The 23689-nt window shown below is 70.3% G+C and carries 19 protein-coding genes and 1 pseudogene; 13 read left to right on the forward strand and 7 right to left on the reverse strand.

All coding sequences use genetic code 11. The features are described 5' to 3' along the window. Positions 1–8: 8 nt before the first annotated feature. On the reverse strand, positions 9–896 hold the full coding sequence (locus tag LR394_RS23295; protein ID WP_231445564.1) for a glycosyltransferase: 888 nt from the start codon (positions 894–896) through the stop codon (positions 9–11). After that, positions 893–2065: a DegT/DnrJ/EryC1/StrS family aminotransferase gene (locus LR394_RS23300; protein WP_231445566.1), complete on the reverse strand. Its 1173-nt coding sequence runs from the start codon at positions 2063–2065 to the stop codon at positions 893–895. Before LR394_RS23300 ends, LR394_RS23295 begins: the two co-directional genes overlap by 4 nt. Positions 2066–2536: 471 nt before the next feature. On the opposite strand from LR394_RS23300, the gene betA reads away from it, so the two are divergent. Beyond that, on the forward strand, positions 2537–4186 hold the full coding sequence (gene betA, locus LR394_RS23305; protein WP_231445628.1) for a choline dehydrogenase: 1650 nt from the start codon (positions 2537–2539) through the stop codon (positions 4184–4186). A 4-nt stretch (positions 4187–4190) separates the two neighbouring features. Here betA and LR394_RS23310 read toward each other — a convergent pair whose 3' ends face one another. After that, on the reverse strand, positions 4191–5543 hold the full coding sequence (locus tag LR394_RS23310; RefSeq protein ID WP_231445630.1) for an aspartate aminotransferase family protein: 1353 nt from the start codon (positions 5541–5543) through the stop codon (positions 4191–4193). Next, complete coding sequence (gabT, locus tag LR394_RS23315) at positions 5540–6901, reverse strand: 4-aminobutyrate--2-oxoglutarate transaminase (protein ID WP_231445632.1); 1362 nt, start codon at positions 6899–6901, stop codon at positions 5540–5542. The genes LR394_RS23310 and gabT overlap by 4 nt, the downstream gene beginning before the upstream one ends. 74 nt (positions 6902–6975) lie before the next feature. On the opposite strand from gabT, the gene LR394_RS23320 reads away from it, so the two are divergent. Together LR394_RS23320 and dxr are read left to right on the forward strand one after the other, a co-directional pair. Further along, positions 6976–8454 (forward strand): NAD-dependent succinate-semialdehyde dehydrogenase, encoded by a 1479-nt coding sequence (locus tag LR394_RS23320; protein ID WP_231445634.1) that lies wholly within the window; start codon positions 6976–6978, stop codon positions 8452–8454. A gap of 17 nt (positions 8455–8471) precedes the next feature. Further along, complete coding sequence (gene dxr, locus LR394_RS23325; protein WP_231445636.1) at positions 8472–9641, forward strand: 1-deoxy-D-xylulose-5-phosphate reductoisomerase; 1170 nt, start codon at positions 8472–8474, stop codon at positions 9639–9641. Positions 9642–10034: 393 nt separating this feature from the next. On the opposite strand, the gene LR394_RS23330 is transcribed toward dxr, so the two are convergent. Together LR394_RS23330 and ispG are read right to left on the reverse strand one after the other, a co-directional pair. Further along, the gene (locus LR394_RS23330) at positions 10035–10886 is read right to left on the reverse strand and encodes a GNAT family N-acetyltransferase (protein WP_231445638.1); all 852 of its coding nucleotides are present in this window, start codon (positions 10884–10886) and stop codon (positions 10035–10037) included. Positions 10887–10911: 25 nt separating this feature from the next. After that, positions 10912–12063, reverse strand: coding sequence for a flavodoxin-dependent (E)-4-hydroxy-3-methylbut-2-enyl-diphosphate synthase (gene ispG / locus LR394_RS23335; protein ID WP_231445651.1), 1152 nt, complete (start codon positions 12061–12063; stop codon positions 10912–10914). Positions 12064–12365: 302 nt separating this feature from the next. Here ispG and LR394_RS23340 point away from each other — a divergent pair, with 302 nt between their 5' ends. From LR394_RS23340 to LR394_RS23355, 4 genes are all read left to right on the forward strand, one after another. Next, entirely contained in the window at positions 12366–13634 is a 1269-nt protein-coding gene (locus LR394_RS23340; RefSeq protein ID WP_231445653.1) for a M50 family metallopeptidase, read from the forward strand. Positions 13635–13804: 170 nt separating this feature from the next. Beyond that, positions 13805–15586, forward strand: a complete 1782-nt coding sequence (locus LR394_RS23345; RefSeq protein WP_231445655.1) for a proline--tRNA ligase — start codon at positions 13805–13807, stop codon at positions 15584–15586. A 19-nt stretch (positions 15587–15605) separates the two neighbouring features. Then, complete coding sequence (locus LR394_RS23350) at positions 15606–16055, forward strand: pilus assembly protein CpaE (RefSeq protein WP_231445657.1); 450 nt, start codon at positions 15606–15608, stop codon at positions 16053–16055. After that, positions 16052–16777: an HAD family hydrolase gene (locus LR394_RS23355; RefSeq protein WP_231445658.1), complete on the forward strand. Its 726-nt coding sequence runs from the start codon at positions 16052–16054 to the stop codon at positions 16775–16777. The genes LR394_RS23350 and LR394_RS23355 overlap by 4 nt, the downstream gene beginning before the upstream one ends. Positions 16778–16798: 21 nt before the next feature. Here the strand turns inward: LR394_RS23355 and LR394_RS23360 are convergent, their stop codons facing one another. Then, entirely contained in the window at positions 16799–17935 is a 1137-nt protein-coding gene (locus tag LR394_RS23360; RefSeq protein WP_231445660.1) for a DUF4439 domain-containing protein, read from the reverse strand. Between the two features lie 159 nt (positions 17936–18094). Between LR394_RS23360 and LR394_RS23365 the strand changes: the two genes are divergently transcribed. The 6 genes and pseudogenes from LR394_RS23365 (at position 18095) to LR394_RS23390 (ending at position 23652) form a co-directional block, all read left to right on the forward strand. Beyond that, complete coding sequence (locus LR394_RS23365) at positions 18095–18619, forward strand: ribosome maturation factor RimP (protein ID WP_231445666.1); 525 nt, start codon at positions 18095–18097, stop codon at positions 18617–18619. 10 nt (positions 18620–18629) lie between these two features. After that, a complete protein-coding gene (gene nusA / locus LR394_RS23370; RefSeq protein ID WP_231445668.1) occupies positions 18630–19649 on the forward strand; it encodes a transcription termination factor NusA in 1020 nt (339 codons plus the stop codon). Between the two features lie 46 nt (positions 19650–19695). After that, on the forward strand, positions 19696–20052 hold the full coding sequence (locus LR394_RS23375) for a YlxR family protein (protein ID WP_231445669.1): 357 nt from the start codon (positions 19696–19698) through the stop codon (positions 20050–20052). A gap of 120 nt (positions 20053–20172) precedes the next feature. Next, a pseudogene (locus LR394_RS43710) lies at positions 20173–20310 on the forward strand (translation initiation factor IF-2 N-terminal domain-containing protein); the annotation flags it as partial. A gap of 9 nt (positions 20311–20319) precedes the next feature. Further along, entirely contained in the window at positions 20320–23292 is a 2973-nt protein-coding gene (gene infB, locus LR394_RS43135; protein WP_407937111.1) for a translation initiation factor IF-2, read from the forward strand. 63 nt (positions 23293–23355) lie between these two features. After that, positions 23356–23652 carry a DUF503 domain-containing protein gene (locus LR394_RS23390; RefSeq protein ID WP_231445670.1) on the forward strand — a complete coding sequence of 99 codons (297 nt, stop codon included), beginning with the start codon at positions 23356–23358 and terminating at the stop codon, positions 23650–23652. Positions 23653–23689 lie beyond the last annotated feature (37 nt).

The raw sequence follows: 23689 nt of genomic DNA on the forward strand, positions 1-23689 counted from the left end.
GAGCTCTCCTAGAGATACGGCGTGCGGTAGCGCCAGCTGCCTTCGAGCCGGCCGACCGCAATCCCGGCCGCCGTGGCCACTCGCGCCGGACCGCCGGGCAACAGCACTTGGGACAGAGCCCGCAGCACCCGCACCCAGTCGCCGGCCGCCTCCCGCAGCCCCCGGCCGGGCATGCCCTGCTTGCGGAACTTGCGGTACAGCACCACTTCGCCCACGCCGTAACCGCGCTCCTGCTCGAAGATCTGGCGCGGGCCGGTGCGGTAGCGGTAGTGCAGCACCGCGCCGGGGACGAAGGTGGCCGGCACCCCGGCGGCGGCCAGGCGCCAGGAGATGTCCAGGTCGTGCTGGGTGGGCAGCGACTCGTCGAAGCCCTTCACCTTGAGCACCGCCTCCCGCCGGGCGCCCATCGAGGCCCCGACCACCGCGGGCAGATAACCGCAGTACTTGTCGATCCGCTCGACCTGCAGCAGTTCTCGCCGGTCACGCACCTCCAGCGGGTTCAGCCGGAGCACGTCGAGCTGGCCGCCCACGTACGGTTCGGTGGCCATCGCCCGGGCCATCTTGTCCAGGTACCCGTCGGCCGCCAGGTCGTCGCTGTCCATGAAGACGATGGCCTCGCCGGTGGTCTGCTCGATGCCGTGGTTCAGCCCGGAGGCCTGGAAACCGGGCTTCGGCACCCGCAGCACCCGGAAGTTCGGCAGCCGGTTCTGGAACTTCTGTGCGATCGCCACGGTGGCGTCGGTGGAGGCGTTGTCCACCACGACCACCTCCCACCAGCCCGCGTACTCCTGCCGGGCGATGGAGTTCAGCGTGCGCTCCAGCGTGGCCGCGCTGTTGCGACAGGTCACGATCACGCTGAGGGTGGGCAGCGTCTCGGTCGGGTCGGCGGTGCTCATGCGGTCTCCAGGTCGGGGGCGAAGAACTCGATGACTGCCTGCGAGACCCGGTTCAGGGTGTCCTCGTCCATGTACGGGTGCAGCGGCAGGGTCAGCACCTGTTGGGTGGCAGCCTCGGTCACCGGCATCTCACCACGCCGGCTGCCCGCATAGAAACTGAACTCGTGGGCGCCGAGGAAATGGATGCCGGTGGCGATGCCCCGGGCGTTCAGGTGCTCGATCAGGGCCTGGCGCCGGCCGCCGTCGCTCAGGCGCAGCACGTAGATGTACGGCGCCACGTCTTTCCATTCGGTGTCGAACAGCTTGATGTCGCCACGGGCAGCGAGCTCGGCGAAGGCCTTGTCGTAAGTCCGGCAGTATTCCTGGCGGTTGTGGATGAACTCGTCGGCCTTGGCGAGTTGGGCCAGGCCGATCGCGGCGGGGACGGAGCCGAGATGACAGCGGTAGCCCTGGCGGACGACGTCGAATTCCCAGTTGCGCTGGTTCTTGTACCTGGCGTCGGTGTCTGAGTCGATGCCGAGGTGACGCAGTTCGTGCAGGGCTTGGACGTCGGCGGGGTTGGAGGTGACGACTGCGCCGCCTTCGAGGGTGGTGATGGTCTTCACCGGTCCGAAGCTGAAACAGGTGATGTCGCCGAACGAGCCGACTGCCCGGCCCTGGTTGTACGAACCGAAGGCGTGGGCGGCATCTTCGATGACGCGCAGGTTGTGCTTGGCGGCGATTTCCATCAGGCGGTCGAGTTGGCAGGGCAGGCCCAGGTAGTCGACGGCAAGGATGGCCTTGGTGCGCTCGGTGATCAGTTCCTCGACCCGGGCGGGGTCGATGCTGAGGTATTCGTCTTCGATGTCGCAGAAGACGATGTCGGCGCCGGTGCGGCTCATGGCTTGGTGACCGGCGACGTAGGTGAAGGCGGGGGCGATGACTTCGTCGCCGGGGCCGAGGCCGATGAGTCGGGCGGCGATGTGCAGGGCCTCGGTGCAGGAGTTGGTGGAGACGACTCGGCGTTCGTCCAGGTGGAGGAAGCGTTCTAGTTCGAGTTCGAACTCCCTGCTGAGTTTGCCCATGCCGAGCCAGCCGGCCTCCAGCGCGGACTGGGCTGCGGAGGCGACCTCGGCGCCGAGGTAAGGCCGGTAGACAGGCACACGATTCTCGGCGACTGGCGTGGACATGGCTCTCCTGAAGGGGGATATGCGCTGGCGAAATGTTTACCCGAAAAGTTTTCCGGTGCCCCGGCGCAAGCCGCTCGGGACGGGGTCACCGTATCAACGAGTCAGGTTGCCCGAGAACACTTTCCACCCCGCTGACCTGCGCTGTCTCCCGTAGCGTGAGAATTGCGCGGGGTTCGCCCAGGAGTGCGGGCAACTCTGACCTGACGTAAGGAAAGGGATTCGGGACGTTGGTCCGGGACCACCGTCCGTATATTGCATTTCACTTTGGGCAGTGTCGCGCCGCTTATTTCTGACGGCGCGTCAGGTTATCCCTGCGAATATGTCCGACCCAACCCTTACGTAAGGCCAGAAATAGTCTTACCGTGGGCTGCGACGGGTATTCCGGTGAATGTGTACTCTGGCCAAAACCCCCGCTGAGCAGGCCGATCCGATCTGCCCGGGTTCCGCCGGCGTTGAGGAGACGAAAGCCCGATGCAGTACGACTTCGTGATCGTCGGCGGTGGGTCGGCGGGCTGCATCCTGGCGAACCGGCTGTCCGCCGACCCCTCGGTCAAGGTGCTGGTGCTGGAGGCCGGGCGGCCCGACTTCGGCCTGGACGTGCTCACCCACATGCCGGCCGCGCTGCCGATGGTGATCGGCAACCCGCTGTACGACTGGTCGTACTTCAGCGAGCCCGAGCCCTACCTGCACAACCGCCGGGTGCCGCATCCCCGGGGCCGGATGCTGGGCGGCTCCAGCAGCATCAACGGCATGGTCTTCCAGCGCGGTAACCCGCTCGACTACGAGCGCTGGGCCGCCGACAAGGGCATGCAGGACTGGGACTACGCGCACTGCCTGCCGTATTTCAAGCGGCTGGAGACCTGTCTGGCCGGCGGCGACGAGTGGCGCGGCTCCGCGGGCCCGCTCACCCTGGAGCGCGCCGCCACCCCCAACCCGCTCTACGACGCGTTCTTCGCCGCCGCCCAGCAGGCCGGCTACGAGCTGGTGGACGACGTGAACGGCTACCGCCAGGAAGGCTTCTCGCGGTTCGACCAGACCATTCACGACGGCCGGCGGATGTCCGCGGCCGACGCCTACCTGCACCCCGTCAAGCACCGCCGCAACCTCACGGTGAAGACGCTGCGGCTGGTGCACCGGGTGATCGTGGAGGACGGCCGGGCGGTCGGCGTGGAGTACTCGCAGATGCTCGGCGGCGGCCGGCTCGGCGGGCCGCGCACGGTCCGGGCCGGTCAGGTGATTCTCTGCGGCGGCGCGTTCAACAGCCCACAGCTGCTGCAGCTGTCCGGCATCGGCAACGCGCAGGAACTGCGGTCCCTGGGGATCAAGGTCAACCAGGACCTGCCCGGGGTCGGCGAGAACCTGCAGGACCACCTCGAGGCGTTCGTGCAGTACGGCTGCAAGGAACCGGTCTCGCTGACGCCCTGGCTGCGGATCCGCCGGCGGCCCTCGATCGGCCTGCAGTGGCTGCTGCACCGCGACGGCCCGGCCGCCTCGAACCATCTGGAGAGCGGCGGATTCGTCCGCAGCAACGACTCGGTGCCCTACCCCAACCTGATGTTCCACTTCCTGCCCCTGGCGGTGGACCGGGACGGCAGCCGGCCCACCAACGGTCACGGCTACCAGGTGCACATCGGGCCGATGTTCTCCGACTCCCGCGGCTCGGTGAAGATCAAGTCGACCGATCCGCGGCAGCATCCGGCGCTGCGCTTCAACTACATGTCCACCGAGAACGACCGGCGCGAGTGGGTCGAGGCGATCGGGGTGGCCCGGAAGATCTTCGCCCAGGCCGCCTTCGACGAGTACAACGACGGTGAGATGGCGCCCGGGCCCGACGTGGTCACCGACGAGCAGATCATCTCCTGGGTCTGCGACAACTCCGAGACGGGCCTGCACCCTTCCTGCACCACCAAGCTCGGCGCCGACGAGATGAGCGTGCTCGACCCGGCCACGATGGGCGTGTACGGAGTGGAGGGGCTGCGCGTGGTCGACGCCTCGGCCATGCCCTACGTGACCAACGGCAACATTTACGCCCCGGTGCTGATGCTTGCCGAGAAGGCCGCCGACCTGATCCTCGGCAACACCCCGCTGGCTCCCGAGAACGCGCCCTACTACCGGCATTAGGCCCCTACGAGAACAGGGCGCTGACCGCTTCCCGGAACGCCGCCGAGTGCTGGTCCACGTCGGCCTCGGTGGTGGCCGGGCTGATCAGGGCCATGTTGTGGAACGGCGTGAGCAGGACGTGCCGGTTCAGCGCCTGTAGGTGCAGGTACTGCTGCAGTTCGAAGTCGTCGGCCGCTGCGGCCTCACCACCGGTCCGCGGGGCCTGCGCCGAAAAGGCGTACTCGGCGCGGCAGCCCAGGCGGGTTACGTGCCAGGGCACGCCGAACTCCTCGAGCACCGCCTGCACGCCCTCGGTCCAGCGCACCGCCAGCTGTTCCATCCGGGCGAACGCCTCGTCGGTCAGCACCTCGGTCAGGGTGGCCCGGACCGCCGCCATCGACAGGGCATTACCGGCCAGCGTGCCGCCGATCCCGCCCACGTCGATGTCCGGCAGCTCTACCGAAGCCTGGATCTGCGCCGAGATCTCGCTGGTCATGCCGAACGCGGCGGCCGGGATGCCGCCGCCGATGGTCTTGCCCACCACGACCACGTCCGGCTCCAGACCCCAGGCCGCCGTGCTGCCGCCCGGGCCCGCGCACAGCGTGTGCGTCTCGTCGATCACCAGCAGCGAGCCGAACCGCCTGGTCAGGGCGCGCAGGCCGGCGTGATAGCCCGGATCCGGCAGCACGATGCCGATGTTCGTCATCGCCGGTTCCAGCAGCACGGCCGCCACGTCACCGGTGGCCAGAGCTCGTTCCATCGCCGCCAGATCGTTGAACGGCACCACGACGGTGGTCTGGTCCAGGGCCACCGGTGCACCGATGTTGCCGGGCCGCGAGACGGTCCTGCCCTCGGGCGAGAGCACGGCGAACGTCTCGTCGACCGTGCCGTGGTAGCAGTAGTCGATCACCACGATCTTGCTGCGCCTGGTCAGGTGCCGGGCGTAACGGATCACGTGCCGGTTGGCGTCGGTGGCGGTCAGCGTGAACTGCCACTGCGGCAGGCCGAACCGGCGGGCCAGCTCGGCCCCGGCCAGCGCCGCGTCGGCGGTGGGCAGCATCGAGGTGATGCCGCGCACCACCTGCTCGCGGACCGCGGCCGCGGTGGCGGCGGGGGAGTGGCCGCTCATCGCGCCGGTGTCGCCCAGGCACAGATCCACGTGATCGATGCTGTCGGCGCAGGTGAAGTGCGCGCCGTAGGCCTCGTTCACGAACACCGGGAAAGGCCCGGGCCACTTCACCATCCACGACATCGGCACGCCACCGGTCAGGTGCTCGCGGGCCTGCTCGGCCAGGCCCTGGGACCGCGGGCGCTCGGCGACGAAGCGTTCCTCCTCGAGCGCCTGAAGCCGCCGAAGCCGCCCCCGGTCCAGCTTCACCGCACGGTCTCGAACGCCTCGGCCAGCACCGACAGCGCGTCGTCGAGCAACTCGTCCCCGATCGTCACCGGCGGCAGGAACCGCAGCACGTTGCCGTAGGTGCCGCAGGTCAGCGTGATCACGCCCTGCTGGTGGCAGTACTTGGCCACCCGCCCGGCCAGCGCCGCGTCGGGTGTGTGGGTGCCGGGAACCACGAGTTCGATCGCCTGCATCGCCCCGCGCCCCCGGACGTCTCCAATTTCCGGGAACCGCTCCTGCAGGCCGAGCAGGAAGCTGCGCAGCCGCTCACCCAGGCGACGGCCGGTCTCCACCAGCCCCTCGCTCTCGATCGTGGCGATTACGCCGAGCGCGGCCGCACACGAAACCGGATTGCCCGTGTAGGTGCCGCCGATCCCGCCGGCGTGCGCCGCGTCCATGATCTCGGCTCGCCCGGTGACCGCCGACAGCGGCATCCCGCCCGCGATCCCCTTCGCCGTCACCACCAGGTCGGGTACGACCCCCTCGTGCTCCACCGCGAACATCCGGCCGGTCCGGGCGAAGCCGGACTGGACCTCGTCGGCCACGAACACCACGTCGTTCGCCGTGCACCAGGCGGCCAGCGCGGGCAGGAAACCCGGGGCCGGCTCGATGAATCCGCCCTCGCCCTGGATCGGCTCGATCACCAGGCAGGCCACCCGCTGCGCCCCGACCTGGCTCTCGATCTCGGTGATCGCCCGGGCCGCCGCGGCCGCGCCGTCGGTGCCCAGCGGATCGCGCAGCGGGTACGACATCGGCGCCCGGAAGACCTCACCGGCGAACGGGCCGAAACCGTCCTTGTAGGGCATGTTCTTGGCGGTCATCGCCATGGTCAGGTTGGTCCGGCCGTGGTACGCGTGGTCGAACACCACTACCGTGTCGCGGCCGGTGGCCCGGCGGGCGATCTTCACCGCGTTCTCCACCGCCTCGGCACCCGAGTTGAACAGCGCCGAGCGCTTCTCGAAGTCGCCCGGGGTGAGCCGGTTCAGCGCCTCGCAGACCGCCACGTACCCCTCGTACGGGGTGATCGTGAAGCAGGTGTGACTGAACGCCTCGATCTGCTCCTGCACGCCCGTCACGATGGCCGGCACGCTGTGGCCGACCGTGGTGACCGCGATGCCGGAGCCCAGGTCGATCAGCTGGTTGCCGTCCACGTCGACGACGATCGCCCCGGCCGCCCGGGCCGCGAACACCGGCATCAGGCTGCTCACGCCCGAGGCCACCGCGGCATCCCGACGGGCCGCCAGTTCCCGGGACCGGGGGCCCGGCAGCTCGGTGACCAACGAACGTTTCTGGGTGACCTCGCGCGCCGCGCCGGACTGGGGGAGGGTGGAGTCGGGCATGCGCCCAGCATAGGGTTCTTCCACCCTGTCCGATCTGGTCGGATCTTGTTCGACCGGTGCGAAGGAGCTGGCAGATGAGCACGACGACCGGCCTGGCGGCCGATGAGGCCGCGGTTCTCGACGGCGTCCCGAGCGGCCTGTTCATCGACGGCCAGTGGCGCCCGGCGGCCGACTCGGCCCGGATGGACGTCGAAGATCCTTCGACCGGTCAGGTGATTGCCCAGGTGGCCGACGCCGGGGTGGCCGACGCCCGGGACGCGCTGGCCGCGGCGGCGGACAAACAGAAGGAATGGGCGGCCACCGCGCCCCGCGATCGGGGCGAGATCCTGCGCCGGGCCTACGAGCTGATGGTGGACCGGGCCGACGACCTGGCCCTGCTGATGACCCTGGAGATGGGCAAGGCGCTGGGCGAGTCGCGGGCCGAGATCGCCTACGCCGCGGAGTTCTTCCGCTGGTTCTCCGAGGAGGCGGTGCGGGTGGCCGGGCGCTGGTCCACCGCCCCGAACGGCGCCACCCGGCTGCTCACCATGAAACAGCCGGTCGGGCCCTGCCTTTTCATCACCCCGTGGAACTTCCCCCTGGCCATGGGCACCCGCAAGATCGGCCCGGCGATCGCGGCCGGCTGCACGATGGTGGTCAAGCCCGCGCCGCAGACCCCGCTGTCGATGTATGCGCTGGCCGGCCTGCTGGCCGAGGCCGGTCTGCCCGACGGCGTGCTCAACGTGATCTCCACCTCGCGCACCCCGGAGGTGGTGGAGCCGCTGGTGCGTGACCATCGCCTGCGCAAGCTCTCGTTCACCGGGTCCACCCCGGTCGGGCGCAAGCTGGTCGAGCAGTCCGCCACCCAGTTGCTGCGGGTCTCGATGGAACTCGGTGGCAACGCGCCGTTCCTGGTCTACCCCGACGCCGATCTGGACGCCGCGGTCGACGGCGCGATGCTGGCCAAGATGCGCAACATCGGTGAGGCCTGCACGGCCGCCAACCGATTCCTGGTGCACGAGAAGGTGGCCGAGGAGTTCGCGGCCCGCTTGGCCGGGCGGATGGGGGCTCTGAAACTGGGCCGGGGTACCGAAGCAGGTGTGGACGTCGGCCCGCTGGTGGACGGTAAGTCCCGGGACAAGGTGGCCGAGCTGGTCGCCGATGCGGTCGACGCGGGCGCGAAGGTCCTGGTCGGCGGCTCAGCGGTAGGAGAACGGGGGTACTTCTACGCCCCGACCGTGCTCACCGGGGTCGAACCGGGCGCCCGGATGCTGTCCGAGGAGATCTTCGGGCCGGTCGCCCCGATCACCACCTTCCACTCCGAGGAAGAGTCCCTCGCGATGGCCAACGACACCCAGTTCGGGCTGGTCGCCTACGTGTTCACCCGGGACGTCGCGCGGTCGCTGCGGGTGGCCGAGGGCCTGGAGACCGGCATGGTCGCACTGAACCAGGGCATCGTGTCCAACCCGGCGGCTCCCTTCGGCGGGGTGAAGCACTCCGGCTACGGGCGCGAGGGCGGCGTCGAGGGGATCGAGGAGTACCTGGAGACCAAGTACGTGGGCATAGCTCTCTGACTGGCAAGATGCGCGGCATGTCTGTCGAGCGTCGTGACGTCGTGCTGCTGGGTTCCACCGGGTCGATCGGGACCCAGGCGATCGACGTGGTCAAGAACAACCCCGACCGCTTCCGGATCGTCGGCCTGGCGGCCGGCAGCCAGGTCGGTCTGCTGGCCGAGCAGGCGGCGCAGCTGCAGGTTCCGGTGGTCTCGATCGGGGACGCGTCCCGGCTGCCGGATCTCGAGGCGGCCCTGACCGCGTTCGCCGGGAAGGACCACGGCATCGAGATCCTGGCCGGCCCGGACGCCGCGGCCGAGCTCGCGGCCCGGCCCTGCGACGTGGTGCTGAACGGCATCACCGGCGCGATCGGCCTGGCGCCCACCCTGGCCGCGCTCGGCGCCGGGCACACCCTGGCCCTGGCCAACAAGGAATCGCTGATCATCGGCGGCGAGCTGGTCACGGCCGCCGCCGCGCCCGGCCAGATCGTGCCGGTCGACTCGGAGCACTCGGCCCTGGCCCAGGCGCTGCGCGGGGGGACCGCGGACGAGGTCAAGCGCCTGGTGCTGACCGCCAGCGGGGGCCCGTTCCGCGGCCGGACCCGGGCCGAGCTCTCGGCCGTCACCCCGGCCGAGGCGTTGAAGCACCCGACCTGGGACATGGGCCTGATGGTGACCACGAACTCGGCCACCCTGGTGAACAAGGGTCTGGAGGTGATCGAGGCGCACCTGCTCTTCGGCATCCCGTTCGACCGGATCGACGTGGTGGTGCACCCGCAGTCGATCGTGCACTCGATGGTCGAGTTCACCGACGGCTCGACCCTGGCCCAGTGCTCGCCGCCCGACATGCGCCTGCCGATCGCCCTGGGGATGGGCTGGCCCGCCCGGGTGCCCGGCGCCAATCCCGGCCTGGACTGGACCACGGCCTCCAGCTGGGACTTCTTCCCCCTCGACGACGAGGCCTTCCCCGGAGTGCGCCTGGCCCGGGCCGCCGGTGAGCAGGCGGGTACGTTCCCCGCCGTCTACAACGCCGCCAACGAGGAATGCGTCTGGGCCTTCCACGAGGGCCGGCTCGGCTTCACCCAGATTCTCGACGTGGTCGGCGACGTCCTGGCCGACCACACCGAGGCCGGCGAGCTCAGCATCGAAGGCGTCCTGGCCGCCGACACCTGGGCCCGTGCCCGGGCCCGCGAGCGCATGGCCCAGTAGCCGCCTCCGCCCGCCATTCACCGACAGCTACGAACCTGCCTGGTCGGTCACCGTCAGCGTCCGCAGTGGCCACCCTCGAATGTGTACACCTGGCACATCCGGTACCGGATGTGCCAGGTGTACACATCGCGTGGTGGGCTGCGCAGGCCGGTGCGGCAAACAAGGCGATGAGGCGATGAGGCGATGAGGCTAGGCAAGGCGATGAGGCGGTGCGGCAAGGCAAGGCGATGAGGTGGCAAGGCGATGAGGCGGTGCGGCGAGGCGACAAGCTGAGCCGGTCTGGTCGGACACGTCCAACTGCCCGGCCGCCGCGCTGCCGGTGGGCGAGCGCTGAGTTGGCCGGCTGGATCGGGAGGTCTGGATGCGGGTGGTCCGGAGCCTGGTGTCGGCCGATCAGAAGAGGATGGTGGCGTAGGTGCCGACGGTCTGGAAGCCGACTCGTTCGTAGGCCCGGATGGCCCTGGTGTTGTAGCCGTTGACGTAGAGCGAGACCACCGGGGCCACCTCGCGGCGCACCGACTCGACCAGCGCCGCCATCGCCGGGGCGGCCACCCCCTGGCCCCGGTAGCGCGGGTTCACCCAGACTCCCTGCACCTGAACGGCTTCCGGGACCACCGAGCCCAGCTCGGCCTTGAAGACCACGACCGGGCCGGACTCCGTCTCGTCCATCCGCACGTACGAGCGCCCGGCCGCCACCAGCCCGCTGACCTGGGCCCGGTAGACCGCCCCGCCGTCCGCCGCCACCGGCGAGTAGCCGACCTCCTCGGTGAACATCGCCACGCAGGCCGGGACCAGCAGCTCCAGCTCGGACATCTGGCTGCGCCGCACCAGCGGGTCGGGCTCCACCGAGGGCGCCGACGACATCGCCATCAGCGGCTGGTTCGCCCGGATGTCGCGGGCCGGGCCCCAGGAGGCCTGCAGGTGCTGCCACAGGCCCAGCACCATGTGCGCCGGGCCGACGATCGAGGAGCACTGCCGCCCGCTGCGCCGGGCCCGGTACGCGAACGCCTCGACTGCCTGCTCGCTGGCGTTGACCGGCACCAGGTTGGCGCCGGACCAGCAGGCCGCGCGCATCGAGCCGCCCTCGTACCAGCCCCAGATCTCGCCGCCGTGCCGGCGCGGGTCGCCGCGCAGCGCCCGCAGCCGGGCGGCCACGAACAGGTTGGCCACCGGGTCCTGGTCGCACAGCGCCAGGGCCTCTTCGACGTCGTCCCTGGCCAGAACCTTCAGCGCCGAGCGCAGCAACGTGCCATCCCCACTTGTCGTAGAACTAGCTCACGGTCACCGAAGGCGTGCCCTCGGGCGCATCATCGCCCATCTCCTCGGCGATCCGCATCGCCTCGTCGATCAGCGTCTCGACGATCTTCGACTCCGGCACGGTCTTGATCACCTCGCCGCGGACGAAGATCTGCCCCTTGCCGTTTCCGGAGGCTACTCCGAGATCGGCCTCACGCGCCTCGCCGGGCCCGTTCACCACGCAGCCCATCACGGCCACCCGCAGCGGGACCTCCATGCCCTCCAGGCCGGCGGTCACCTGCTCGGCCAGCGTGTACACGTCGACCTGGGCCCGCCCGCAGGAGGGGCAGGAGACGATCTCGAGCTTGCGCGGGCGCAGGTTCAGCGACTGCAGGATCTGGATGCCGACCTTGACCTCCTCGACCGGCGGGGCGGACAGCGACACCCGGATCGTGTCCCCGATGCCCTGGCCGAGCAGGTGACCGAAGGCCACGGCCGACTTGATCGTGCCCTGGAAGGCCGGGCCGGCCTCGGTGACGCCCAGGTGCAGCGGCCAGTCCCCGCGCTCGGCCAGCAGCTCGTAGGCCCGGACCATGACCACCGGGTCGTTGTGCTTGACCGAGATCTTGAAGTCGCGGAAGCCGTGCTCCTCGAACAGCGAGGCCTCCCAGACCGCCGACTCGACCAGCGCCTCGGGGGTGGCCTTGCCGTACTTCTCCAGCAGCCGCTTGTCCAGCGAGCCGGCGTTCACCCCGATCCGGATCGAGGTGCCGGCGTCCCCGGCGGCCTTGGCGATCTCCTTGACCTTGTCGTCGAACTGCCGGATGTTGCCCGGGTTGACCCGGACCGCGGCGCAGCCGGCGTCGATCGCGGCGAACACGTACTTGGGCTGGAAGTGGATGTCGGCGATCACCGGGATGCCGGACTTGCGGGCGATCGCGGGCAGCGCCTCGGCGTCGTCCTGACTCGGGCAGGCCACCCGGACGATGTCGCAGCCGGCCGCGGTGAGCTGCGCGATCTGCTGCAGCGTGGCGTTGACGTCGGAGGTCAGCGTGGTGGTCATGGACTGCACCGAGACCGGTGCGTCGCCGCCGACCGCGACCTTGCCGACCTGGATCTTGCGGGATTTGCGGCGCGGGTTGAGGACCGGGGGAGGTGCGGTCGGAATACCTAGACTGACGCTCATACCTGAACCGTGCCTCCTGTGAAGATTTCCCCGTGCGCAGAGCCTGTGCGAGGCGAACCCCATCGGCCGTCCAGACCTAGGGAACGGCCCGGCGGCCCAATTATGCCGAACCCAGCGAGTGCCTCTTCTCACCCACCCGGCCTCTGCACCGGATGTTCACCCGGACCGATGGGCAGGCACCCGGAATGTCCTGGCCACCAGCTGGGCCGACGGCCGACAGCCGGGCCAGGTATAAAAGTGGGCGTTCCCCGATCCGGGGCAACCACACGTGCATCAGTGCCTAGCAGGGAGTAACCGCGGGGATGAGCTACACGATCGGGGTGGTCCTGTTCGCCCTGGGCCTGCTCCTCAGCGTCGTCCTGCACGAGGCCGGGCACATGCTCGCGGCCAAGGCGTTCGGCATGCGGGTGACCCGGTTCTTCGCCGGCTTCGGCCCGACCGTCTGGTCGTTCCGCAAGGGCGAGACCGAGTACGGCTTCAAGGCGGTCCCGCTGGGCGGGTTCGTCAACATCATCGGGATGGCCCCCGGCGTCGAGGAACCCGAGGGCGAGGAGACCGAGCGCCAGGGCCGGGCGTTCTGGCAGAAGCCGCTGTGGCAGCGCACCCTGGTGCTCTCGGCCGGCTCGCTGGTCCACCTGATGATCGCCGTGATCCTGCTGGTTCCGGCGTTCTGGCTGTTCGGCATCCCGACCCCCAAGGCCCTGAACGAGACCCCGGCCGTGGTCGGCAGCGTGGCCGAGTGCGTCGTGCCCAAGTACGAGCTCACCGACCAGGGCGGGCTGCGGGCCTGCACCACCGCCGACCCGGTCTCCCCGGCCAAGCAGGCCGGTCTGCAGCGCGACGACCGGATCGTCAGCCTCGGCGGCACCGAGATCCCCTCCTACGCGGCGTTCCAGAAGGCGATCCGCGAGCAGAACGCCGGTGAGCCGGTGGAACTGGTCTACACCCGCGACGGGCAGACCCGGACCGCCCAGATCACCCTGGTCAACACCGAGCGCCCGCCGCTGGACGCCCCGGCCGGGGACACCACCACGGTGGCCACCCCGACCATCGGCATCACCAACCTGACCGAGACCACCAACGTCCACTACGGCTTCGTCGAGAGCGTGGGCAAGTCGTTCACCAGCACCGGTGACACGATCGTGGCCGGCTACGAGGCGATCGCCCGGCTGCCCAGCAAGATCAGCTCGCTGTGGAGCGCGCTGTGGGGCGCCGAGCGCTCGCAGGACGACCCGATCAGCGTGGTCGGGGCCAGCCGGATCGGCGGTGAGATCGTCGAGACCAGCGGGATCGACGGCGCCGCCACCTTCCTGGCGATCCTGGCCGGCCTGAACGTCTTCCTAGGCCTGTTCAACATGCTGCCGCTGCCTCCGCTGGACGGCGGGCACATCGCGGTGGCCTGGTACGAGGCGGCCCGGCGCAAGCTGGCGCTGCGCCGCCGGCGGCCCGACCCGGGCCCGGTCGACCGGGAGAAGCTGATCCCGGTCACCCTGGTGATCATCGCCATCTTCGGCGCGTTCACCCTGCTGACGGTGTCGGTCGACGTGGTGAACCCGATCCGGCTCAACTGAACCGCCCACCAAGGTGTCCCGCAGGCCTCAGGTGCCCACAACGTCTCAGATTTATGGACGTCGTGGGCACCTGCCGTGGTTTGTGGCACCGGAAAAGGTGGCGGGAACCGTCCTCGTGAAGGACTAGGCTCGTGAGGCTTAGGTCGAACTGCCCCAGGAGGATGAGTCAAGTGCTGCTTCGGATGTCGTCGCTGTTCCTGCGAACACTTCGCGAGGACCCGGCGGACGCCGAGGTGCCGGGTCACCGGTTGCTGGTCCGCGCCGGTTACGTGCGCCGTGCCGCCCCCGGTATCTACTCCTGGCTGCCCCTGGGCTACCGCGTCTACCAGAACGTCGAGCGCATCGTCCGCGAGGAGATGGACGCGGCCGGCTTCCAGGAGGTGCACTTCCCGGCGCTGCTGCCCCGGGAGCCCTACGAGGCCACCAACCGCTGGACGGAGTACGGCGAGAACCTGTTCCGGCTGAAGGACCGCCGGGGCAACGACTACCTGCTCGGCCCCACCCACGAGGAGATGTTCACCCTCCTGGTGAAGGACCTGTACTCGTCCTACAAGGATCTGCCGCTCTCGCTCTACCAGATCCAGACCAAGTACCGGGACGAGGCGCGGCCCCGGGCCGGCCTGCTGCGCGGGCGCGAGTTCGTGATGAAGGACAGCTACTCGTTCGACATCGACGACGCCGGTCTGGACGCCTCGTACCTGAAGCACCGCAACGCCTACATCAAGACGTTCGACCGGCTCGGCCTGCCCTTCGAGATCGTCTCGGCCACCTCGGGGGCGATGGGCGGCAGTCGCAGCGAGGAGTTCCTGCACCCCACCGAGATCGGTGAGGACACCTTCGTGCGTTGTTCCACCGGTCACTACTCGGCCAACTCCGAGGCGGTGATCACCCCCGCGCCGGAGAAGATCTCGCTGGACGGGCTGCCCGCCGCCCACGTCGAGGACACGCCGGACACGCCCACCATCGAGTCGCTGGTCAACGCGGCCAACGCGATGTTCCCCGGCCGCAACTTCACCGCCGCCGACACGCTGAAGAACGTGGTGGTCACCCTGGTGCACCCCACCGGCGAGCGCGAGCCGCTGATCGTCGGCGTGCCCGGCGACCGGGACGTGGACACCAAGCGCCTCGAGGCCGCGGTGGCCCCGGCCGAGATCGACGCCTTCGAGGCGGCCGACTTCGCCAAGCACCCCGGCCTGGTCAAGGGCTACATCGGCCCGCAGGTGCTGGGCGAGGAGTCGGCCACCGGCATCCGCTACCTGCTCGATCCCCGGGTGGTCGAGGGCACGGCCTGGATCACCGGCGCCAACGAGCCCGGCAAGCACGTGTTCGACCTGGTCGCCGGGCGGGACTTCAGCGCCGACGGCACGGTCGAGGCGGCCAACGTGGTCGAGGGCGACGCCTGCCCGGTCTGCGCCACCGAGGGCGGCGACGGCAGGCTCACGCTGGCCCGCGGCCTGGAGATCGGCCATATCTTCCAGCTCGGCCGCAAGTACGCCCAGGCGCTCGACCTGAAGGTTCTGGACCAGAACGGCAAGCTGGTCACCGTGACCATGGGCTCGTACGGTATCGGGGTCAGCCGGGCGATGGCCGCGATCGCCGAGGCGTCGTGGGACGAGAAGGGGCTGTGCTGGCCCCGCGAGGTCGCCCCGGCCGACGTGCACGTGGTGGCGCAGGGCAAGACCGGTAAGGACGACGCGGTGTTCGAGGCGGCCGAGAAGATCGCGCTGGAGCTCGAGGCCGCGGGCGTGCGGGTGATCTACGACGACCGGGGCAAGGTCTCGCCGGGGATCAAGTTCAAGGACGCCGAGCTGATCGGGGTGCCCTCGATCCTGGTGGTGGGCCGGAAGCTGGCCGACGGCGTGATCGAGTTCCGCGACCGCAAGAGCGGCGCCGAGGCCGAGGTGCCGGTGGGCGAGGCAGTGCAGCACGTGGTGGCGGCAATCCGTAGCTGAGGCGGGTAGGTGGGGTTCCATGCTTGATCTGGATCTGGCACAGCAACTGCGCAAGGCCGGTCTGGCCTGGAACCCCTTACCCGGAGACCGGTTCGTCCTGCCCGGGCGGAACATGGACGACGAGGTCTTCGTGGTCAGCCACATGGTGGTGGAGATCCACGACACCCCCGGCGGCCAGGTGATCGGCTTCAACGGCACCACCGAGTGGGCGCTGGACTCGCTGGAGCAGCGCCAGGTGGTCTGGATGCCGCGCGAGACCCAGCTGCGCGAGTTGCTCGGCGACCGTTTCGTCGGCCTGGAGAGCGTGACCGGCGGCTGGGCGGTGACCCTGCAGCTGGGCGAGGAACAGGTGCGCGAGGTGGACGCCGACGCCGAGTCGGCCTACGCCCGGGCGGTTCTCACCGTGCTGGCCGCGCTCTCGCCGAACGAGCCGGACGAGCCAGATGAGTCGGGGGAGGGGGCTTCGTGAGCCTGGAAGCGGTGATCTTCGACTGGGGCGGCACGCTCACCCCCTGGCGCGCGATCGAGCTGGGTGAGCAGTGGCGGGTGTTCGCCCGGGTCTACGCCACCGAGGACATCGGTGGATACCCCGACGGCGGCGCTCAGCTGGCCGAGCGGATGATGGCGGCCGAGAAGGAAGCCTGGGGCCGGCTACGGGACTCCGGCGCGAGCGCCCGGCTGGCCGAGGTGTTCGAGGCCGTCGGAGTTCGCTCGGACCACCCGGGCCACGACGCGGCCCGGGTGGCCTACGAGGAGTTCTGGGAGCCGCACACCTACCTCGACCCGGACGTGCCGGAGCTGTTCGCCGGGCTGCGCGAGCGCGGGCTGAAGATCGGCGTGCTGTCCAACACCATCTGGACCCGGGACTACCACCGCGGCCTGTTCGAGCGCGACGGCATCCTGCATCTGATCGACGGCGACGTGTACTCCTCCGAGATCCCTTACGTGAAGCCGCATCCCGAGGCCTTCGCGGCGGCGGTGCAGGCGGTGGGGGCGAGTTCGCCGGCGAACTGCGTGTATGTGGGCGACCGGATCTACGAGGACGTGCACGGGGCGCAGCGGGCCGGGCTGCGGGCGATCCACATCCCGCACAGCGACATCCCGCTGGACCAGCAGGTGCCGGTCGAGGTCACCCCGGACGGCACCGTCCAGCGTCTGCTCGACGTCCTGAAGCTGATCGACGAGTTCTAGCTGATCGCCGGTCGGTGAGTGCTAGACGCCCGGGTCGGCCACGGGCTTGTTGCTCCAGGCGGCCTGCCGGCGGGTGCTGAGCACCAGCAGGCCGGCCGCGGTGGACTCGACCTGGTCGTCCTCGGCCGCAGCGATCACGTCGACCGCCAGCCCGCCGAGACGCCGTTCGATCTGGGCGGCCAGGGCGGCGGCCTTGCCGGCGCTGGCCGGGACGGCGACCTTGTAGGCGGCGCCGGACTCGACCGGTTCCTGCTGTGCCTCGACCAGCATCCGCTCCAGTTCGTCGCGCTGCTGCCGGTGGGCTTCCCAGAGCGAGTTCGCCACCGTGCGGCGGGCGCTGTCCACGTGCGCGATGACCAGCGGGTAGGCGTAGAAGGCGGCGTGTTCCCCGGCGAGCAGGCGGTTCAGCGCCTCGGCTTCGCCGTCGGTGAGCTCAATGGGAGACGCTGCACTCGCCTCCGGCGTGGAAGCGCCGGTGTCGTCGGTGGTTTCCGCAGCCCCAGCCGTCCCGGTGGTGCCCTCCGGGGCCGAGGCGCCCACATCGTCTGTTGTTTGATCCTCGACCGGAGTGAGCTCGCCCAGAGCCCGACCCTTACCCACCGCCGTGCGCAACAGGTCGGCGTTGGCTGCGCAGGAGGCAGCGATCTTGTAGAGCAGCAGGGCGAATTCGGGGCTCAGACCGGCGGCGTGGGTAAGAGCCAGTCGGGCGGTGTTCCACTCGGCGGTGACCAGCTTGCCGGGGGAGGCGATGGCGCTTTCCTCGGCGGCGCTCTCACTGGGGGTAGGGCTGGAACTGGGGGTAGCTGTGGTGGCCACGGGCGAGCCGAGGGCGGTGAGCTGAGCCTCGTGCACCGCGGTGATCTGGGTCAGCAGCCTCGCCGTTGCACCCGGAATGCGGATCGCGGAGCCGTCCGGCCGGGTGCCCGAGGCCAGATTCGATGCCCCGGTGTGCAGAGCCTTGACCTGCGCCAGCACCAGCTTGACCGCTGCTTCTTCCTGCACGGTGTCGGGGTTCGGGGTGGAGGCGACGGCCGTGCCGCCCATCGCGCTGCACCCGGACAAAGCCGCCAGAGTGGTTGCGGCGCCGGTCGTGCCGAGGGTCAGGAAGATCCGGCGGTTCACACGGGCGGGGGGCGATGCGGTCACCGGGCTCAGCACCGGGGGATCATTTCATGAGACGCACGGTGCAGGTGTCGCCTCACTCTTGACAAGTCCGTGAGCACCCTCAGCAGCGGGTATGGTTGTCCGGCGGCGCGCTCCGGCAGGGCGCGCCTTCAGTCGTGTGAGTTGTCCCAACCCAATATCGAGGAGGTCGGCATGAGCGCGTCCTCCGGACACCAGGCCGACGGCGTGCGAGCACTGGCGGAACCGCTGGCCGCAGACGCCGGGCTCGTGATCGAGAACGTCACCGTGACCCCCGCCGGCAAGCGCCGGGTGCTGCGGGTCACCGTGGATCTCCCGGAGACCGAGCTCGGGGGTGTGCCGATGGACTCGGTCGCCACCGTCTCGCAGACCATCTCCGAAGCGCTGGACGCCAGCGCCGTGATGGGCGGCATGCCCTACGTGCTGGAAGTCAGCTCACCCGGCGCCGACCGGCCGCTGACCGAGCGGCGGCACTGGCTGCGGGCCCGCAAGCGCCTGGTCCGCACCCTGCCCGCCGCCGGCGCGACCGCGCAGACCGGCCGGCTCAGCGACGTGACCGACGCCGGCATCGTGCTGGACGAGGAGCGGACCGTGCCCTGGGCCGAGATCACCGGCGGCCGGATCGAACTCGAGTTCGGCCACCCGGACGACTTCGCCGGCCTGGAAGAGGCCGATGACGACGATGAAGACGAGAACTAGGGGCGGACGGATGGACATCGACCTGGCGGCCCTGCGCGCGATCGAGCGCGAGAAGGAAATTCCGCTCAACACACTGGTGCAGACCATCGAGACGGCCCTGCTGCAGGCCTACCACCGGACCGAGGGTGCCAACCCGCAGGCCCGGGTGGAGCTGGACCGCCGCAGCGGGCACGTGGTGGTCTGGGCCCGCGAGCTGGACGAGACCGGGGCGATCCGGCGCGAGTGGGACGACACCCCGGTGGGTTTCGGCCGGATCGCGGCGACCACCGCCCGGCAGACGATCCTGCAGCGGCTGCGCGACGCCGAGGACGAGCAGGTGCTCGGCGAGTTCCAGGGCCGCGAGGGCGACATCATCTCCGGCATCGTGCAGCAGAGCTCCGACCCGCGGATGGTGCACGTCGACCTCGGCACGATCGAGGGGATCCTGCCGCCGGCCGAGCAGGTGCCGGGGGAGAGCTACCCGCACGGCACCCGGCTGCGCTGCTACGTGGTCGGGGTGCGCAAGGGCCTCAAGGGCCCGGCCATCACCCTCTCGCGCACCCACCCCAACCTGGTGCGCAAGCTGTTCGCCCTGGAGGTGCCCGAGGTCGCCGACGGCACCGTGGAGATCGCGGCGCTGGCGCGTGAGGCCGGTCACCGTTCCAAGGTCGCGGTGCGGGCCACCGTGGCCGGGGTGAACGCCAAGGGCGCCTGCATCGGGCCGATGGGCCAGCGGGTGCGCGCGGTGATGACCGAACTGCGCGGCGAGAAGATCGACATCGTCGACTTCAACGACGAGCCGGAGCAGTTCGTGGCCAGCGCGCTGTCCCCCGCCCGGGTCTCGTCGGTGCAGGTCCTGGACCTGGACGCGCGCTCGGCCCGGGTGATCGTGCCGGACTACCAGCTGTCCCTGGCGATCGGCAAGGAAGGCCAGAACGCCCGGCTGGCGGCCAAGCTGACCGGCTGGCGGATCGACATCCGCTCGGACACCGCCGAGACCGGTGGGGGCGCCGGCGGGACCGGTTCCGCGGCCGGTCCGGAGAACGGCTGAGCAAGCGTTGGTCGACCCTGGGAACAATCCGGCGCCGTCCGGGGCTATGATTTCAGGGGCCGGTCACGCGGCCACGAATCCCGAGCCGTCGTCCTCGTCCCGAAACGGGCCGATCCGGACGTGCGTGGGATGTCGTGAACGCGCTCTCCGGTCCGACCTGTTGCGAGTGGTCGCGGCGGAACTCGGCGGCAAGTGGTGCGCCGTCCCCGATCCCGGCCATAAGCTGTCCGGCAGAGGTGCCTCGTTGCACCCCCAGCTGAGCTGTCTTGAACTCGCCGAACGCCGCCGGGCGTTCCCCCGGGCCCTGCGCCGGGGGGGACCGCTGGACGCGGTTCAGGTCCGTGAGTTCGTCACAGCACAGGCGTCAGAAGTGTCCTTAACGAGAATGGGTCAAACGCTATGAGCAGCATTCGCAAGGCGGGTTCGGCGCTGTGAGCACCCGATGAGCGCGCTCCGATGAGCACCCCTTCACCGTAACGACGGTCCGTAGCCTCCTCCTGGCTCGGGCCGAGACAGGAGAGATGTGGCAAAGGTCCGGGTCTACGAGCTCGCCAAGGAGCTCGGAGTCGACAGCAAGACCGTACTGAGCAAGCTGCAAGACATGGGCGAATTCGTCCGCTCCGCTTCGTCCACCGTCGAGGCTCCCGTGGTGCGGCGTCTGCGTGACGCGATGCCCGCCGCCGACGGAGCCGGTGGTCGCAAGCCCGCCAAGCCCGCGCCGCGGCCCAAGCCGGCGGCGCCGTCCCCGGCCGCCGCCGCTCCGGCCCCGGCTGCCCCGGCCCGTCCGGGTCCGTCCCCCGCGCGTCCCGCTGCTCCGGCAGCACCGGCCGCGGCGACCCCCAGCCCGGCCCCGGCAGTCAAGCCCGGCCCCGCGCCGAGCGCGCCGGCGCCCAGCGAGGCACCGTTCTCCGCCCCGGCTGCGGCCGAGGCCCCGGCAGCTCGGCCCACCCCGGGTCCGGCTGCTCGTCCCAGCGCACCCACTCCGGGTCCGCGTCCCACCCCGGGTCGTCCCGGCCCGTCCGAGCGTCCGGCCGCCGCGAGCGCCCCGGCGCCCGAGCGCGGGCCGCGCCCGGAACCCCGCGGCGACCGTGGCCCGCGTCCGGGCGGCGACGCCCGTCCGGGTCCCGGCGGTGCCCGTCCGCAGGCTCCCCGGGGCGAGCGCCCCGAGCGTGGTGACCGTGGTCCCCGTCCGGGTGGCGACGCCCGTCCGGGCCCGCGTCCCGGCGCGCCCCGTCCCGGCAACAACCCCTTCGCCTCCTCGCAGGGCATGCCCCGTCCGGGCGGCCGGGGTGGCGACGGCGGCCCGCCGCGTCCGGGTAACAACCCGTTCGCCTCGGCCCAGGGCATGCCGCGCCCGCAGCGCGGCCCGCGTCCCGAAGGTGGCGGCGGTCGTCCCGACGCTCCCGCTGCTCGTGGCGGCGACGCCGGTGACCGTCCGGCACCCCGTCCGGGCGGCCCGCGGCCCAGCCCGGGCAACATGCCCAACCGCCCGAACCCGGGCATGATGCCCGGCCGCACCAGCGTCGGGCGTCCCGGCGGCGGTGGCGGCGGCGGTCGTCCCGGTGGTCCGGGTCGTGGTGGCCCCGGTGGTGGCGGCGGTGGCCGCGGCGGCTTCGGCGGTCGTCCCGGTGGCGGTCCTGGTGGCCCCGGTGGTGGCGGCGGCGGTTTCGCCGGTCGTCCCGGTGGTGGCGGCCGGGGTGGCCGTGGTGGCACGCAGGGCGCGTTCGGTCGCGCCGGTGGCCGTCCGGTCCGGGGCCGTAAGTCGAAGCGTCAGCGGCGTCAAGAGTTCGAGAGCATGGCGGCACCGGCACCCGGTGGCGTCACGGTTCCCCGCGGCGACGGCACCACGATCGTCCGCCTGCGCCGCGGCTCCTCGCTGACCGACTTCGCGGACAAGATCAACGCGAACCCGGCCAGCCTGGTCACCGTGCTGTTCCACCTCGGTGAGATGGCCACGGCGACCCAGTCGCTGAACGAGGAGACGTTCGACGTCCTCGGTGAGGAACTGGGTTACGTGATCCAGGTCGTCTCCCCGGAGGACGAGGACCGCGAGCTGCTGGGCACGTTCTCGATCGACATCGAGGGCGAGGCCGAGGCCGACGAGGAGTTCCTCGTGGCGCGGCCGCCGGTGGTGACCGTGATGGGCCACGTCGACCACGGTAAGACGAAGCTGCTGGACGCGATCCGGCAGACCGACGTGGTGGCCGGCGAGGCCGGTGGCATCACCCAGCACATCGGTGCGTACCAGATCCACACCATGCACGAGGACGTGGACCGCGCGATCACCTTCATCGACACCCCGGGTCACGAGGCGTTCACCGCCATGCGGGCCCGTGGTGCGAAGGTCACCGACATCGCGGTGCTGGTGGTCGCGGCCGACGACGGCGTGATGCCGCAGACGATCGAGGCGCTCAACCACGCCCAGGCGGCGGACGTGCCGATCGTGGTGGCGATCAACAAGGTGGACAAGGAAGGCGCGAACCCGGACAAGATCCGGCAGCAGCTGACCGAGTACAACCTGGTCGCCGAGGAGTACGGCGGTGACACGATGTTCGTCGAGGTCTCGGCCAAGCAGCGGCTCAACATCGACGGTCTGCTCCAGGCCGTCCTGCTGACCGCCGATGCCGCGCTGGACCTGCGGGCCAACCCGGACAAGGACGCCCGCGGCGTCGCGATCGAGGGCAACCTCGACCGTGGTCGCGGTCCCGTCGCCACCGTCCTGGTGCAGTCCGGTTCGCTGCACATCGGTGACTCGATCGTGGCCGGCACCGGCCACGGCCGGGTCCGCGCGATGATCGACGAGCACGGTGAGTCGGTCGAGGTGGCCACGCCGTCCCGTCCGGTCATGGTGCTCGGTCTGACCAGCGTGCCCGGCGCCGGTGACACCTTCCTGGTGGCCCCGGACGACCGCACCGCCCGGCAGATCGCCGAGAAGCGTGAGGCGATCGAGCGGAACGCGGCCCTGGCCAAGTCCCGCAAGCGGATCAGCCTCGAGGACTTCACCAAGGCCCTCGAGCAGGGCAAGGTCGAGACCCTCAACCTCATCCTCAAGGGTGACGGCGCGGGTTCGGTCGAGGCCCTGGAAGATGCGCTGCTGCAGATCGACGTCGGCGAAGAGGTCGAGCTTCGGATCATCGACCGTGGTGTCGGTGCGATCACGAAGAACAACATCAACCTCGCCGTGGCCTCCAACGCGATCATCATCGGCTTCAACGTGAAGTCCGAGGGCCAGAACGCGGAGTACGCCGACCGCGAGGGTGTCGACCTGCGCTTCTACTCGGTCATCTACCAGGCGATCGAAGAGGTCGAGGCCTCGCTCAAGGGCCTGCTCAAGCCCGAGTACGAGGAGGCGGAGCTGGGTACCGCGGAGATCCGCGAGATCTTCCGCTCCAGCCGCTTCGGCAACATCGCGGGTTGCATCGTTCGCACCGGGGAGATCCGGCGCAACAGCAAGGCGCGGGTGCTGCGCGGTGGCAAGATGATCGCCGAGGGCCTGACGATCGAGTCGCTCAAGCGGTTCAAGGACGACGCGACCGAGGTTCGCGAAGGGTACGAATGTGGTATCGGGCTGGGGTCGTTCAACGACATCCAGAACGAGGACATCATTCAGACCTACGAGATGCGCGAGAAGGCTCGGGCCTGATCCGGTGATCGGGCGGCCGGTCCTTCGCGGACCGGCCGCCCGGCTCCTTTCTGGAGGTCAGTCGTGTACGTCGGGTCGTTGACCCTGGACCTGCTGCTGGGCGACGTCCACTCGCTCAAGGAGAAGCGGTCGGTGATCAAACCGGTCGTGGCCGAGCTGCGCCGTAAGTTCGAGGTGCACGCGGCCGAGACCGGTGATGCCAATCTGCACCGGCGCGCCGAGATCGGCGTCGCCCTGGTCTCCTCGGACGCCGGTCAGTGCCAGCAGGTCCTGGAGTCCTGCGAGCGTCTGGTCGCCTCGCGGCCGGAGCTGCAACTGCTCTCCGCCCGGGTCCGGGTGTGGAGCGACGAAGACGAGTAACCCCGTATCCCTGGGGTGAGTGAAGAGCGAAGAGCGG

The sequence above is a fragment of the Kineosporia babensis genome, assembly GCF_021129305.1.
GTDB classification, from domain to species: Bacteria; Actinomycetota; Actinomycetes; order Actinomycetales; family Kineosporiaceae; genus Kineosporia; species Kineosporia babensis.